At 39.3% G+C, this 16,362-nt stretch carries 11 protein-coding genes; 7 read left to right on the top strand and 4 right to left on the bottom strand.

All coding sequences use genetic code 11. The annotated features are described in order from the left end of the window. The first annotated feature begins 81 nt into the window (after nt 1-81). The 7 genes from HCG49_RS12835 (at nt 82) to HCG49_RS12805 (ending at nt 6,997) form a co-directional block, all read left to right on the top strand. Nucleotides 82-369, top strand: a complete 288-nt coding sequence (locus HCG49_RS12835; protein ID WP_168469933.1) for a hypothetical protein — start codon at nt 82-84, stop codon at nt 367-369. A gap of 351 nt (nt 370-720) precedes the next feature. Beyond that, on the top strand, nt 721-3,123 hold the full coding sequence (locus tag HCG49_RS12830; RefSeq protein ID WP_168469932.1) for a TraG family conjugative transposon ATPase: 2,403 nt from the start codon (nt 721-723) through the stop codon (nt 3,121-3,123). Nucleotides 3,124-3,159: 36 nt separating this feature from the next. Beyond that, nucleotides 3,160-3,741: a conjugal transfer protein gene (locus tag HCG49_RS12825; RefSeq protein WP_205764393.1), complete on the top strand. Its 582-nt coding sequence runs from the start codon at nt 3,160-3,162 to the stop codon at nt 3,739-3,741. Then, a complete protein-coding gene (locus HCG49_RS12820) occupies nt 3,741-4,583 on the top strand; it encodes a hypothetical protein (RefSeq protein WP_168469931.1) in 843 nt (280 codons plus the stop codon). The genes HCG49_RS12825 and HCG49_RS12820 overlap by 1 nt, the downstream gene beginning before the upstream one ends. Nucleotides 4,584-4,632: 49 nt before the next feature. Next, nucleotides 4,633-5,247 (top strand): conjugal transfer protein TraK, encoded by a 615-nt coding sequence (locus HCG49_RS12815; protein ID WP_168469930.1) that lies wholly within the window; start codon nt 4,633-4,635, stop codon nt 5,245-5,247. Beyond that, on the top strand, nt 5,237-6,160 hold the full coding sequence (gene traM / locus HCG49_RS12810) for a conjugative transposon protein TraM (protein ID WP_168469929.1): 924 nt from the start codon (nt 5,237-5,239) through the stop codon (nt 6,158-6,160). Before HCG49_RS12815 ends, traM begins: the two co-directional genes overlap by 11 nt. Nucleotides 6,161-6,172: 12 nt before the next feature. Then, nucleotides 6,173-6,997, top strand: coding sequence for a DUF4138 domain-containing protein (locus HCG49_RS12805; RefSeq protein ID WP_168469928.1), 825 nt, complete (start codon nt 6,173-6,175; stop codon nt 6,995-6,997). Nucleotides 6,998-7,084: 87 nt separating this feature from the next. On the opposite strand, the gene HCG49_RS12800 is transcribed toward HCG49_RS12805, so the two are convergent. From HCG49_RS12800 to HCG49_RS12785, 4 genes are all read right to left on the bottom strand, one after another. Beyond that, complete coding sequence (locus HCG49_RS12800) at nt 7,085-10,027, bottom strand: DUF5107 domain-containing protein (protein ID WP_168469927.1); 2,943 nt, start codon at nt 10,025-10,027, stop codon at nt 7,085-7,087. A gap of 2 nt (nt 10,028-10,029) precedes the next feature. Beyond that, nucleotides 10,030-13,056 carry a glycoside hydrolase domain-containing protein gene (locus HCG49_RS12795; protein WP_240938695.1) on the bottom strand — a complete coding sequence of 1,009 codons (3,027 nt, stop codon included), beginning with the start codon at nt 13,054-13,056 and terminating at the stop codon, nt 10,030-10,032. A 233-nt stretch (nt 13,057-13,289) separates the two neighbouring features. Beyond that, the gene (locus HCG49_RS12790; protein ID WP_168469926.1) at nt 13,290-14,789 is read right to left on the bottom strand and encodes an aryl-sulfate sulfotransferase; all 1,500 of its coding nucleotides are present in this window, start codon (nt 14,787-14,789) and stop codon (nt 13,290-13,292) included. A 15-nt stretch (nt 14,790-14,804) separates the two neighbouring features. Next, nucleotides 14,805-16,355, bottom strand: a complete 1,551-nt coding sequence (locus HCG49_RS12785) for a RagB/SusD family nutrient uptake outer membrane protein (protein ID WP_168469925.1) — start codon at nt 16,353-16,355, stop codon at nt 14,805-14,807. Nucleotides 16,356-16,362: the final 7 nt, after the last annotated feature.

The raw sequence follows: 16,362 nt of genomic DNA, 5'->3' as shown, positions 1-16,362 counted from the left end.
ATCCTTTAGAAATTCAATAAACAATAATCCATAAGTCGTCCTTCCCCTTACTTATGAGCCGGCTTGAAAAACCACATAGTCATGAAAAAATTTAGTAAATCACTTTTACTGTCCCTCTTGGCAACGGCACCGTCTTTCGCTCAAATTGGGGGCATAGAAGACTCTGTTAACGATGTTTCCGACACCATCAGAACCATCTTTCCAATTATCCTTGGAGTCATTTTCCTTATAGGGTTCTTGTTCAACGCCGGACATTTTTTTGGAGAAAACGCAGATCTAAAAAAGGGTATCACCCGGGTATTGGTCTTTGTCCTTATTGCTGGCGCTGTAGTTGGCATCTTCACCTACTTAATAGGAATTGTAGTCTAATAAAATGAATCAACCAAATCTTGATTCCGACCGAGATGTGTAATGACAAATTAAAGCTGAACCCTAATAAACACTAACTGATGAAAAAATTTGAGGTATACAGAAACATTCGGAAAAGAGCGCTGATCTTCGGCTTGCCCATATCATTTTTCGCCCTACAGATACTTTCAATAATCGGTTCATTAATGGTTATTATATTCTCCTTCAGCCTCACCGTAATCCTAAGTTTATTAATATTCAATGCAATCATATATATAGCCTTGACCAGGATAACAAATACCCAATATCCATTCCTGTTAAAGAGGGTATTTTCAAAAATTATCAGTAATAAAAAATCAACATCCCTTACCTATGGAAAAGATTGATCTTTTTGCCTGTCATCCCATTGCGGATATCCAATCAAATTTGGTTTTTGCCAATAATGGCAATCTGGTATTGTGTTATGAGGGATTGTTACCGGAAATCTATTCCCTTTCAGAAAAGGATTTTGAGGATATCCATGGAACCTGGTTTCAGGCCATAAAATCGCTGCCCACAGGAATGGTTATCCATAAACAGGACGTTTATATCAAAAAAAAGTACTCCTCCGAAAAGTTGCCCAATAGTAGTTTTTTGGAAAAGGCAACGCATCAACATTTCAAAGGTCGCGAGTATATGGAGCATCGGTGCTTCTTATTTTTCATCCTTTCCAAAAATAAAACGTTGAACAATGCCAAATATGTAAACCCATTTCGAAAGGTGCCCAAAGAGATTCATATCGACGCGGACCACCAGGTAAAAAATTTTATCGCTTGTGTAAGCGATGCCGTATCTTTTCTCAACAATAGCCGTAAATTAATTTTTAAACCATTGCACTCCAAGGAAATCCTAATGGTTACCGATAATTACTTTAATGGTTTCAATGAGGATTTCGATACCGACATCCTTTTAGAAAGATCGAAGGTTAGCATCGGAGATAACTATTTTGATGTATTGGCCATAAATAGCGAGCTGTGTTTTGGGGAAAGTGTCCAGAGCAGTAAGACCAATGCACAATTTACCTCGGACGATTTTGTTTTCCATCAGGGATTTATAGATGGTATTGGTCTTACCTTGAACGAAAACCATTTCGTAAATCAAATCATTTATCTGGATGACAAACATAAATGGCGTAAAATCCTGGACAAAAAAATAGAGGAACTGAGCAAAAGCTCTAATTTTGGCTCCCAAAACAAGGTAACCCTTACCAAGGTCCAGCACATCTTACAGCAGATCAATAGTGATGACAGTTCCCGAATTATCAGGGGACATTTAAACATCATCTATTGGGATAGAGAGAAAAAACACCTAGAAGAAATAGGCTCTAAAATAAGGACCGAGCTTAAGGAGCTCGATATATCCCCTTACTACCCTAGGGGCGAGGAACGTAAAAACTATATTCTAAACAGCTATTTCTGTTTTTCCTCCAATTTTTCAAACCTAGACCTTTACGTGACCGACTTAAAGCATGCCCTATGCCTTACTATAAATAACAGCAACTACAAATCCGATGCAACAGGAATCATTTTTAATGACCGGGTACATAATATCCCTGTCTTAAAAGATGTCTGGGATGTAAATAAAAAGCGCATTAAGGCCCGAAATTTTGCCATTTTCGCCCCTACCGGAGAAGGCAAATCATTCTTGGCGAACAACATACTTCGACAATATTTTGAAAACGGGGTTCGCCTAGTCATTATCGACCTTGGAGGATCCTACACCAAATTTGCACGGTTATATCCTGGGCACTATACCGTATTGAGATATGAAAATGGCAAGAGTCTTGGCATCAATCCTTTTTATATTAATTCCCAAGAAGACCTAAGTCCAGACCGCTTAGAGGACCTATCTATTTTTCTTTTTGAACTTTTGGCTTCGTACCAAAAAGCTAGTAAAGAACAGTCCGTCTCCATTAAGAAAATACTTCGATACTACTATCAACATGTCGGTGAAGAACATTCCTTGGATAGTTTTTACCAATTTATTGAACTGCATCAAAAAACGCTGTTAACCAACCTTAAAATACAATCAGAATATTTCAACATCCCGGCCTTCTTGCACATCATGTCAGAATATGTAGGGAATGGACTGTACAGTTTTCTTTTCGAGGTCAGTGAGGACCAAACCTATAAAATTGAAGATAAGAGATTGATCGTTTTTGAACTAGACGAAGTAAGGGACAATAAGGAAATCCTCTCGGTGATGTTGAAGCTGATAAAATCTGCCATCCAACAGACTATCTGGAAAAACCGCTCAGAAAAGGGCATTATCCTATTCGATGAGTTCGCCAAACAGCTCAAGTTTGAGAATGTCCTTGAGAGTGTAGAGTTCTATTATCAGGCCATCCGAAAACAAAACGGGTCCATAGGGATCATCCTTCAATCGATTAACCAATTGCCAAACAATTCCACCTCCGCAAGCATATTAGAAAACACCCAGGTCATCTATAGCCTTAACAATGAAAAAGGGTATGGGGAACTAAAAAATCGGTTAAACCTCTCCAGCCATGACCTGAACCAGTTAAAATCTATTAGGAACAACCTCACGGGATCCCGAAGGTATACCGAAATGTTCATCAAGATCGGAAAGGAAAGCAACATATTCAGATTGGAAGTACCCAAAGAGGTTTATGCAGCCTATTTAACCGATGGGGCCGAAAACGAAACCATCATGGCGCTCTATAACGAACATAAGGACATGGAAAAGGCCATACAGCTTTTTACGAAACAGTCATAATCCGAATTAAACAGTAACCATTAAATCCAGAGAAAAATGAAACCTAAAATCAAGACACTCCTTGTGTTCACAACATTGATCCTACTGACGAATGTCGATGCTAGCGCACAGGGCCTACCTGTTTATGACAACACCAATTTTATCTCCTTTACGAAATCCTTGTTGGAATCGGGAAAGCAGACCTCACAATTATTAAAGACCGTAAAATTTCTACAACAACAGAAAGAGAACGTGGATAAGGTCAATAATGTAATCAAACAACTAAGGGCTGTAAAAGAACTGGCGCTTAGCCATCAGCGCCTATTCGATATAGTTCAGGATGATCTGAGGGAGATTTTCCAATCTACCTACATAAAACCCCATGAAGTCACCCGGATCTCGGAATCCTTCAGCGACATCATAGAAAATTCCTTAATGGGAATGGAATATATAGAGGTGGTACTATCAAGTGATAATCTAAGAATGACGGATGCCGAACGCGCTTCGATCTTGAAGAAAAAAGAACTTGAATCCAAAGAAATGGTGGCAGAGATAGAAACTAAGACCCGACGGTACCGAGAAATTATTGCTTTTAGGGAGATGCAGGACAAAATGAACAATAGAGAAACCAAATACTAATGTCAGATATTTTTTTAGGAATAGGGCTAGAATATGTAGATACCGTTTTTCAGATGGTGAAAAACAGTGAGTTCTCGCAATATACTATTACGGGTATGAAGACTTTAGCTTTATTATTTTTTCTCATCAATATCTTAAAAAAATACAATGAAGGGGTTGCGAACAAAGATGGTTACACCTGGGGGTTGACCCCTACAGAACTGGCAAAGAATTTTACAGTGGTCATTTTGGTTATTTTTTCCACACAGGTTCTAGGGGTGTTCGACAACATTTTGGTAGCTATCGAGGCCCAATATCGTGACACGGCTCCGGCACTCCTCCCGTTACAGTTGCAGGATATTGACATTGAACAGGATGTGGGTGCCTTGGAAGCCGCCAAAAAAGCCATGGCCCTGTTATATGAGTCCTTGGTGACTCCCTTGTACGTATTAAGGTTTGTATCCTTCATTATTGGCTTGTTCCTATGGTTGTTGGACCTTTTTATCTACCCGTTATTTTTGGCAGAGCGATTTTTCTTGTTGGGAATTATGCAGGCTTTTTTTCCTTTAGTTATCAGCTTGGCCGTATTTGAAAAGTTCAGGTCAATGGCCTACAACTTTTTTAAACTCTATGCAGGGGTCTATATGTTGGTACCGGCCTTTTTCTTGGTAAATATCTTTATTAACAACCTTTATACCGAGGTGAACACCAATTTTTGGCCCAGCCTGTTCGGTCCGGATTGGGGTGGTCGATATTACGCACCACTGATACAATTGGCATCTATTGGATTTATTGTGCTCCTTAAGTTCAAATTATACCGCAGGGCCATCTCTTTTACTTTTAGACTTTTTAGTGGTGGATAGGTCACTTTTAAATATAATATGCTGTCTTATTAATCAAAAAACAGAACAGATGAAAACACCTTATAAAAACATTTACAGCCTCCTGAACCAAAACCGCTTTATCGTATGGTCCATGGTTATTGGTACCACAGTGACTTGTATTGTTGCCATTTTATCTGTGGTAAAACTGCATCGGGACACCCTTAACAATGCCTTTATGATCAATACGGACGGGAGCGTAATTCCATTAAAATTGGTTTCACAAAAAGAAAACCTAAGCGTGGAAGCAATGTCCCATTTAGAACTGTTCCACACCTATTTCTATAACATAGATGCTGGCAATTATAAAAAGAATTTAGAGAAGGCCTTATGGCTGGGAAACAGTTCTGTAGACGACCTGTACAGACAAAAAAAATCTGACGGGGTATATAACCGCCTGTTGCAATATTCACTAGTCCAGAAGGTTCTTAAGGTCGATTCCAAAATAAACCTTTCGAAGGAGCCCTATACTTTTAATACCGTTACCAGATTTGAGATTAATAGGGGTACTGTCGTGGACACCTATGAATTAATAACTACTGGGAATTTGATCCATGTAGACCGCAATTTCCCAAAAAACACTCACGGTCTTTTGATCACGAACTTTTTTGAGAAGTCCTTAAAAAAATTGAACCATGAGAATTGAGAAAAACAAAATTGTCTTTAGCGCTGTATTGCTGATCATTTTACTGTTCATTTTTGGTTATGCGCTCTTAATCATGGAAAACGGGAATACTGATAATGAATCATTGGAAGATACCGAAGTTCCGAAATTGGAACAACAACAAAAAGAGTATAATACCAAACTGGAGGCTGTCGATAACATAAAGGAAGTACAATTGAAAAATGCACCTAGTATTTATGATGAAAAGTTATTGGATGCCACAGGCGTATATGACCCCAATTTCTTGGATAAGGATAAACAACGAATCGTAGATAGCATTTACAATCAAGGACGGATCAATTATTCCGAAAACAGGTATCGAAACTCAGTTCCTACTAAGGAGCGACCTATAGAAACTATTGCTTCTACCTCACAAAAGAACGAAGTCGAGACACCTGTTTCTGCCAAAGAATTGGCTTTGGAGCACCAGTTGTTCTTTGCTTCTGCCCCGGTCTCAGACCCTTTCTCATTTTCGCCCAATATCCGAGACGTTTATGTAGAAGTGGATGGCAACCAAGTGGTGAAGGCCAACAGCCGATTACAAATGCGTTTATTGCAGGAAATAAAATTAGGAATAGAGACCTTTCCAAGAAACACCTTAGTCTATGGAGTCGTTAGTTTTCAACCCAACCGAACCCTAATAAAAATCGACAATATAGATCATCTTCCAGTAAAACTAAGAGCCTTTGACCTGCAAGATGGGCTCGAAGGCATTTATGTGGTGAACAGTTTCCGTGGTGAAGTAACAAACGAAGTGGCAGGTGATTTATTGAACGATATAAATATAGCCGGAATTCCCCAAGTAAGCGGTATCAAAAAAGTATTCCAACGCAACAATAGAAGCGTTAAAGTAGCAGTAAGTAACAAATATAAGCTTGTTCTAAAAGCTAATTAAAAATCATACAAAATGAAAAACTCAATAGCCTTGATCTGTATTCTTTGTGTCCTGACATTTTCAAATGCGCAAAATAGTGTGGTCATTGACACCATTTTCGCCAATGACCAAAAGACCGTTTCCTTATTCTTTCCACATCCCATTCGCCAAGGAATTACAGGTTCTACCAAGTACGCTTTTAGTTACAACCGTGATAAAGAACAATATTTTGGTTTACTACAGGCCATCCCCGGGGAAGAAAGCAACCTTTTGGTCGTGACTTCCAATGGCGAGGTGTACTCCTATCTTTTACGTTACGCCCAAAACCTTGATAAACTAAATTATTTTATTACCGCCTCCGAAAGTATCGGAAATGAAAAGTCTGGTGTCGGCCATAAACAGAAACCAAAAAATGATCTGGCATCCCACAAAACGTTACAGGATACTATTAAACCTACGGACTATTCCAAACTCAGCTCCCAAATGCTCCGAAGTCCAATATCCCTCAACCAATTAAAAAACAAGAAAGGAATTTCCATCCGTATGATCAAAAGTTTCTTTTATGAGCATGAGGTCTTTATCCTATTTGAAATCACCAACAATTCCCATATCGATTTTGAGATAAACACTTTAAATCTCTTTAAAGTAAATGGCAACAAAAGACGAAAAGCATCTTATCAGGAACTACCCCTCTCCCCTATCTATCAGTTTAAAATGCCTAAAGTAGTCCTCAAAGGTCAAAGCGTCCAATTTGTTTGTGTATACCCTAAGTTTACATTGGGAACCAATGAAAAACTTAGGGTAAAACTGGATGAGCTGAATGGGGCCCGGGATGTGGTTTTAAGATTGAGAATGTAACATAGATAACCCTGAACTAAACTTAAACGAAAACTATTCTAATTCTGTTGAGATGTTTACCGTTCTTTTATGGTTGTTGGCACTCCGCTAAAACATCCGTTGGTCTTTTTTTAAGGTTATGGTTTTAATTTCATCCAATACCGCTTCCTTTTTAATCGGACCAGCTGTTACTAATTCAGCATATTTCGTTGCCATCTCCTTAGAGCCCATGTGAGTATAGATCAGTACTCTCAAGGAATTTTCCAAGCGGGTATCGATTAAATTGGCATACGGTTTCCCAACCCCCAAATGCTCTGGCCATTCTTCCGCCTCTTCTATTTTTTTAATGGCTTCGGAATATTTGCCTTGCTCCATGGCCTTGTATGCCAACATCAATTTGGTCTGTCTATAATACTTTCGCGAGTCGGAAGCCCCCTCAAACGGAAGAATATATAGGTCAGTTAGTATTTTTTCGGCCTTTTCATATTGGTTTCCCAACATCAACGTATTGATTAGGTCCAATCCTACCACATAATTTCCCTTGTCGCTTTTATAGGTGTTTTCTAAAACCTTTATCGCCTTTTGGGTATCGTCATTTTGAGATAAAATTTGAGCATATATTCTTTTGTAACGCCATTGTTTCGGCTGTAGCTCCATCGCTTTTTTTATCAGGGCCAGCGTTGCTTCTCTCGAAGCTCCTTCGTTTATTCTCGCCTTAAAGATGTAAAAAGGTGCAAAATCTACTTGTTCATACTTATTTAATAGGGAAACCGCTTTGGTACGATTGCCCCTGAAATCTTGAATAAGGGCCATTAGGTAATTGGGTTTCCACGATTTGTTTACCGATGCCGCCCAATTGAGAACTTCAACGGATTCTTCCCGAAAGGGGAAGACAAAATCCAAGGAGGCTTCTTCTGCCTCTTCCAAGTATTTGGTGTAGGCTCCCGTTTCTTTATGCAACCAAGCTAGCCAGTAAAGGCTTTCCGCATTATTGGGTGCCAGTTTTAAAACGGCAATGCTTTCCGAGGTCCTGTTTAGCTTTGCATACCATATTGCCAATTCTAGAAAGGATTCTATGGGCATTTCATTTCTTATTAGGTTTACGAAATCTTCCTCATTTACCTTAGTTGGATCTTGATAAAATTTTTCAAATCGGATAAAATGATCAATGGGGTTCAGCTGACGTATTCTAGCGGCAGTTTCCTTTAAAAGGGCCTCATTATTGTTGAGTCTTGCCAATACATGCAGTATTTTCAAGGCCTCTAAATTATTGGGGTTGCCCTGTAATGCCATATGCACGTATTCTTCGGCTTTCAAAAGATCCATCTCTTTTAAATAAATCCGACCGAGGGAGGTGTAGGCGGCATTTCTATGACTGGGCGACAGACTAGCCACTTCAAATCCATCCAAAGCATCATAGTGTCGGTCGGTTTTAAGGGCTGAAATACCGTAGTAATAATTTGCATCACCATCATAGGTGTCCAAACTCAGGGCTTTTTTGGAATAGTAAAAAGCCGAATCGTATTCCATACGATGCAACTTAAGTTTCGCCATTTCTACCAAGGCAGGAACAAAGGCCGCATTTTTTAATAGGGAAGCTTCTATTTTCTTCGCTGCATCATCATAGTTTCTAAATCGGTAAAGGTCTCTTCCCTGCAGAAAAAGTCCGTAGGCACTTTCTGGATCCAAATCCTGGGAAATTTCCTGTGGCCTACTGAGATTTTGGAGTTCGTTATTTTCTAGAACGATTCTCGCCTTGCCTACTTCCAAAATAGAAGGCTGTTCTCCTTCGGGGAGTGTCAAACTTATCTTTAAAGGCTTTAAAGGTGTTAAAGATATATTAGTGGAAGCTATCTTTTTCCCTGCCTTATTATAGACCTTTAGGGAATCTTGGAGTTGTTGTGCAGGGCTCATTTTAACCTCTAGTTGCTGCCCCTTTCGCTGAATTTTAAATGCACCCATGGTATTAGCATCCGTAAAACCGTTTATTTCTCCGAAGGGAAACCAATATTCCGTCCAGGACTCATCGGCATAGGGTTTAAATCCCATTTGCTTAAATGGTGTTAAGCTGCTGCTAAACACATTCTGATTAAACAAACGTCCACTTTGGATTTCTACATATTGTCCGCTAGTATCTGTTAACAGGTCTTCCCATATTTTACCAGCATCGGATTGGGCCCAAAGAAATATTTTTTTGCCCAATTTATCACCTCGGTTAGAATATCGGATCATTCCAAAGTCGTCCTTTTCCCAAAATCCCCCAAAATAATTGCTGTGCGTTCCCATAACATGAAAGGATTTAGATCCGTCAAAGTTATTTTCCGAATATTTGGATAGATTACGGCCTTCCTTGTCCATTGGCCAATTGTGCGAGCTGCCATCATGGCCAATATATTTGTTGCCCGGATAGAGGAACTGCAGGTCGGCACCCGCAGGGATACCGGCATTCATCCAAGTGTAATAGGGGCGCTCTTCCTCCGTGGCATTAAACCAATAGGAGGTAGTAGTAAAATAGGCCTTATCCTTTTCCAGTTTAGTTTCTATGACCCACCTTGTACGGGTAAGGAGATCCAAGGCACTGGTAAAACAGCTTACGCTGCCATCTTCATTATTTTTCACAACATAATCTACAGGGGTAGCACTGTTCGGGGTGTGTCCTATAATGCCATAGTTAGCCTCAATACCGCCACTTACCCAAGGTCCGCGCATAGCGATATCCCTAAATTTAACCACCCCATTATTGTACAGGAAATCTTTTTGGTGGATTTTGTCATAGGCAGACCATACCTTCCCGCCTATTTCGGGCATGATCTGTACTTTTATATAATCGTTTTCCAATACTACCACTTTCCATTGCTGGGGTTTGCCCTGATTGGTGAATCCATCGAAACGGAAATAGGGATATATTTTGGCCTGGGCTGGAATGAGATCAGGATCCGAAAAAGAATAGGTGCTGTATTCTTTAGAATATTCCTTATAAGTTGCATTGTCCTGTGCAACGATCGAGTTTACAAAAAGGACAGCGATCAATAGTATACTGTGATTTGTCATACTTATTCAATTATTAATAACCAACCTTGATTCTTTTTCACGGGAATTTCATCGCCGATATTAAAAACCGCCGATGGCTGAAAGCTTTTCACTTCCTGGGCTTTTATTTTAGCGGTTTTCGGATCGATTCCTAATTTTTTCCAATCGATGTTCAATTTTATTTTGGTATCGTCTGCGGCCCAACTTGCGATGGCCACCAAAACCTTGGACTCTTTTTTATAAACGGTGGCCAGCACCTTTTCATTATTGGTTTTTATGGGATTATCACTAACCCAATACCCGATCATTTCGGATCCTTTGATACCGAAATCGTCCCATACCTTCCAAATTTGATCTGGTTTCTGCTTTTGATAGGGCATTCTATTGGTCATGCCATAGATCATTCCCCTCCATGGATTTCCACCATCTTGTAGCATCTCTCCCATGAGTCCGAAGGGGATACCGCTCACTTCGGTAAGGTAAAAATCTGGGGACCCGGCTTCATAATCAAAATACTCACCAAACCACAATCTATTAATATAGGGGAAATGCTCCATATACAGGTTAGCACTGTTGTTGAAGCCGTCCCTTTCATTGAATTGATTCGCAGAATGCAAATCGATCAATCCGGAGTGCCCCTCTTTTGTAAGCACCCTTTTTATCCTTTTCATGGTAATCCGGTCGAAGGCCACATCATCCAAATAAATTCCGTCAATACCAATATTTTGTACCAACCAATTCATCCCCTCCACATAATAGTTGTGCCAACGGTTCATTCCGCTATTAATAATCGCAGCATCCTTGTAGGTTGGCACATACCAGGCAGCAATATAATTGTCCTGTAAGTGCTCTTGCAACCAAGAATAGCCACCGCCGGGCCCTTTGGAGAAAACCTCGTTGTTTAAGCTACGTAATGGATATAGTTCATATAACCTGTTGGAGACTTCGCGTACCGTGTTGTATATTTTTACTTTGAGATTTTTTTTATGGGCCTCATCAACATATTCTTTCATTTCCTTGGTGGCAATAAATGGATAATTGATATAGGGGTTAAGCTCATTGGCATGGTGAATATTGATGACGTTAGATCCGCTTTTGATAACCGAATCTATTGGCTTATAGGAGTGAAAGTATCTTTCATTCCATTGGGCATCGGTCTGTAAGGTATGGAAAGGGGTGATCAGAAGCGTAAAATTGTAATATAGGATGTCTCCCTTTTTCATAGCCCTTTTACCACTATAGTTATTGACCATTACGGTATTTTCATCAGTGACGATATTTATTCCGCCCTTATTCTCATTGCCCCAAGATGTGGGTAATGTCAAGGGTTTTTGAAGGTAAAAATTGGTGTTTAGCGGGCGTTCGTAGTGCTCATCCCTTAAGCTCAACTGCATTCCGGCGTTGACACCTCCCAACCATACGCCATCCTGATTTTTATGGGCCACATCCCATTTCCAGTGTAAAGTTTCAGGGCGTTGCCCCCCTTTAAGACCTAGTCCCAAAATATATTTGGACGATTCTTTATGGAAAGGAATATGTAAGGCAATATCTTGAAGATTGATATCTCTTTTTGCAATGACTTTAACTACAAAACTAGCGAATCCATCAAATTCCAACGCTCCGTTTACTTCCATTTTAATTTCTGGCGAATCAGTAATGGCATTCCAGGACACTATGCCCGGTTCCTTTTTTAAAAAGGTGGTGCCATTACTTTCTAGTTTGATTTCCCTTCCATTTTCTCCCATCAATTTAAATCGAAATGGAGCTGTTAAAAGGTCCTTGGAAACTGTTGATATCGAGGTCATTGCCTCCGTAAAAAAACTTTGGATCTGGTTTGGAAATCCGGTGTTTCCAATGGTTACCTTACGTCCTAACAAAGAAATGGTACTATCTGACACCTCTAAAGGCAGGTAAGGTTCAATGACCGAGTTTTGTTGAGCCAATGTAGAATTGATCCAGTTTAAACGAGTTTGTTTCCATGGTTCTGCGATATTATGTTCCATTGCAGTCTTATCCGATACCCTGAGGCTGATAGTAACGATGGAGGGAGCCGCATTTTTAGGGCTTATCGTTACGGTTCCGCTATAGGTGCCGGAGGCAATATCCTCGGGGACCCGAACGCCAAACCATAGGGCCTGTACCTTTCCTTTCCCTACATTGATGGTTTTTAAAAAATCCGTGCCTGTATAATCAATCCCTTCTTTGTTAAAACAAGTGATGTCAGTAGCATTTATTTCGTTCCCTTTTGCATCCTTTAGATTTGAAAATGAAACACCTACATCTTCAAGATCCTGATTAAAGGCCCAAACCCCCAATTGAAAGGTGAAATTTTCCCCTTTCATGGTCTCATCGGAGAAATCCGAGGCAATATCCGTGTCTGCCCATACCTTAGGTAAAAAGCTTTTCATTTTTATAGGTCGAATTCTCTTTTCTGGAAAAACTAGGTACGTCTTTTGGGGGTGCGACGCTTTTAACCGATGTACTTCATTTTTAGTAGCGATAACCTCCATGGGGTCATTGCCGTTAAAAGTATCTACCGATTCCAGTCCGATAACCGTTGCAACTTTGAGCTTGCTAATTTTAAATTGTTTTGTTGCCGGTCTGACTTTATGCTCTTGATGATGATAATTTACGGTGGGATAATTGGCTCTCCCCTCTAACCTATAGGGTAAATAATAGAGTTGAAAAACCCCTGTTTTTTCGGAAGTATCAAATGTGACGACTCCTCTCTCGGGCCCCATTTCCCATAATACAACATTGGAAACCGTTTGGTTTTCCGGGTCCATCACATAAACAGTCTGTTCTGGTTTTACATTGCGGTTTCGCCATTCAATGGCCACCGTAACACTTTTTACCTTTTTGTTTACTTGTACCAAGGCCCTGTGGTTCCCTAGGGAATCGGCATCCCATAATTCCTTTTCGGGAGGGTAGATTTGTTTTTGGGCGGAAACGTTTCCTATGCATAACAAAAATGCAAACAATAGCCATGTTAAGCTTCTAAGACTCATGAGGCAAGAGGAATTCATAGATTTCGTCTTTTTTGATTTCATTTCCTTTGTTTTAATTTGTTTTGATTTTTTTATTACATATCTCTCGTGATTTCAGGACACGACAGGATTCCATTTAATTCTTTTAATCTGGAAAAAATACGTTCTGGTCTAGAAGGGTAATTTCTCTGCAAGTTTTCCGTAAGAACATTGACTTACACGTTGCTAGGGAATCAATCCGTATAATCGTAAGGCTTGTACAAAAATGCACTGATCCTTTTAACAAACCTCCTCTTCTATTGTTTAAAATTGATGTATTTTCTCCAAATGGTAGATGGAACATATTCAGCTCTATAAGGGATAAAATGAGAATTCAATGACCAAAGCACTTTCCCTTTTTGATCGGTAACAACTACTCCTCCAGTTTTGGAGCTAGTTTGCAGGATATTATTATTTGGCATTAAAAACGTAGCCCCCATCCTCGCTGTGTAATATAAAGAGGGCAGGGTAGCATTAATTTTTAATTTGGCCTTCATTTTAACAGTATCTAATTCAAACGAAAGGCTCCTGGACAATTTATTAATTTTTGTGGTGTCATTCGGTGAGAAATCTCCATTATCGAACAACATTAAATCACCGTATTTGTTCAAATGAGCGTTATGTTGGAAATAAAAGTAGGCAGTAGAATCCATTTCAAAATCACCATCTCTACCCAATTTCCATTTTATCTTTCCAGTGTTTGAATCAACCTTCCAGACTTGGTTTTCTACTGGAGTAGAAAGTAAGTAACTCCCATCCGCATCTAAGGATAAAGAATTGAAATGAAACCGATCCCCTGCATATTCTTTGATTCTTTTATCTTTAGAAATATCCCAAACATCCCAAGCGGACCATTTCTTCACAACCTTACCTAGGGTATCCATTATCATTACACCATCACCCCATAAAGTATCCTTTGCCATTCCTGTTCCTTCCAAATCATACATTTTATAGTCCCTAAAAATACTCATCACCTGATTTTTTTGATTCATTTGTAGGTCATGGTGAAATACGATATCTTTTTCTTCTATATTAGTCCGCCATAGAACATTTCCTTCAAGGTCTATCTCTGCTATTTCCGTTCCTCCCACAAAACCGATTTTTCCGGTCCGCAAATAATAAGTGGCAACTCCTGTTTCCTTACCTTTTTCAGTTGTTTTGAATTCATCCCTATTGGCTGGAGCCAAAAGAGCCAATATGGTATTTCTCGGTGTAATGGTTGCCAGACGAACTCCCATTGTCTTATCTTGCCAGTACCATCGAATGGTCCCTTTTCCGTCAACCATGGCAATGTACCCAGGATAACCGCGATAACACAGCATTACCAACCCTTCTCCAAGAGCTGTTGCATCATTAAGTTTTTCTTCTTTTATCCAGTTATGCACCATCCACGCTGATTGTTCCCGCGTTTTAAAAGAACGATGTTTTGTTGACCTATTAAGCAATCCATTAATGATAATTTGATACTCATAAGTGGTGTTCGGCTCCAAAAGAACAAGGTGGACAGTATGGTCTACCTTGCTTTCTGAAACAGGTGTTCTATATTTCTTAGATTCACCCTCTTTCCAATATTCAACATAAAGCGATGATTCCTTATTTAAGGCAATATGGATGTCTTCTTTTAGAGCTGAATTATCTGGTGAAACCAATTCAACCTTTTCGATTTTTATATCACTATTATAGTAGTAGAAACCTCCAAGACATACAAATACTAAAGCGCATCCTACTAAAAAAACTCCTCGAAAATTATTTTGCATTCCTTCATTTTTAAATTACGGCAATCTAATTACGTTTTCTGCTTGCATTTCATCATGAATCAAAGCCTCTTCTAAAGGATATGGGAAATAGCGCATGTTCGGTGTAACAATTGGTGCCAACCCTCTTTCAGTCAAATAAGCGTTAGATATTTCTACATACTTACCTAGGCGTATTAAATCTGGTCTTCGATGATATTCAAAAACCAATTCATATCCTCTCTCATCTACTAGAGCATTTATCATGTCGTCTTGTGTAGCTGGTACCGGGAACTCTGAACTACTTCCATAAGCAGGTGCACCAGCACGTATTCTTACTTCATTTAAATAAGGTAATCCAGCAGCTGGTCCTGAAAGTGCATTCTCTATTTCGGCTTTACATAGAATAACATCTGCCATTCTAAAAACCTGAATAGTCCTACCATCTAGATATGAATTTGAGATCATTTCATGTGAATATTTTTTGGTAGCAACATTTTGAAGCAATCTTGTAGTGTCATTAGGAGGTGCTGTTTCTCCAACTTCCGGAATTTTATAATAAAAACCACTTGAAGTACTACCATCCCTAGGCGAGGCACCTTCGTAGTTGAAATAGAAAAAATCTTTTCGAGGATCTAAATCTGAATACTTTCTCCAAAAAGGAAGTGAAACGGCATAATATTGCCATCTGTTCTGAACAATTTTATGATCACTCGGTCCAAAATGATTTGTGATCTCCCCGCCATTTTGAGAAGCTTCATGTAATATTCCGAATATAAGTCCCATATCCATTTTATTACTTTCTGACCATTCATTCTTGAAATCAGGATTTAAGCTATAAACTCCTTTATCCCTAAGTTTTAACACTTGATCTATATAAATTTTAGCATTGGAATAGTCGTGTGAACGCATATATACTTTACCTGCAAGTGTAAGAGCCGCTCCTTTAGAAGCCCTTCCGATTCCATATTCAGGATCCCACTGTTCAGGCAAATGCTCTGCTGCAAATTGACAATCCTCAATAATTAAAGCATCTACTTCAGAGACCGGAGCAAGTGGCAAATTTTCACTCTCGGTTGGATTTTCTGCACTGGTAATCAAAGGAACAGGTCCCCAAGAATCGGTTAGATCGCGATATGCTAAAGCCCGTAAAAATCGTGCCTGCCCTTTAATTTGATTTTTCTTAGTCTCATCCATGGCAACATCATCAATTTTAGACAAGAGTATGTTGACATTACTAATAACCTGATACATGCTTCTCCAATTTAAACGGAAGTATCTATTATTATCGTCATAGGTGAAATTACTCATTTTGGTTGGGTCTCCTGCGGCAGTAGAAAATCCCATATCTGTGGCATAATCAGAAATCATCACTAAGTAACCAGCATAATAAAGGTAGGCATCTCCAGGATAAGGATTCAACTGAGAATATGTGCCAGTTAACGCAGCATCAATATCGCTTTCCGTACTATAAGCGTTCTTAGTAGTTAAATCACTATATAGTTCTGGCTCTAAGTCTGTACAACCTGTAAACAACAGTCCAAATACAACTGTAGCAGCAAAATTCTTAACTATTCTATAATTTATCATTTCTTTC

The organism is Arenibacter sp. 6A1, assembly GCF_012272855.1.
Taxonomy (GTDB): domain Bacteria; phylum Bacteroidota; class Bacteroidia; order Flavobacteriales; family Flavobacteriaceae; genus Arenibacter.
The sequence above is the reverse complement of the archived record's forward strand: the minus strand, read 5'-3'. Positions and strand labels throughout refer to the sequence as shown.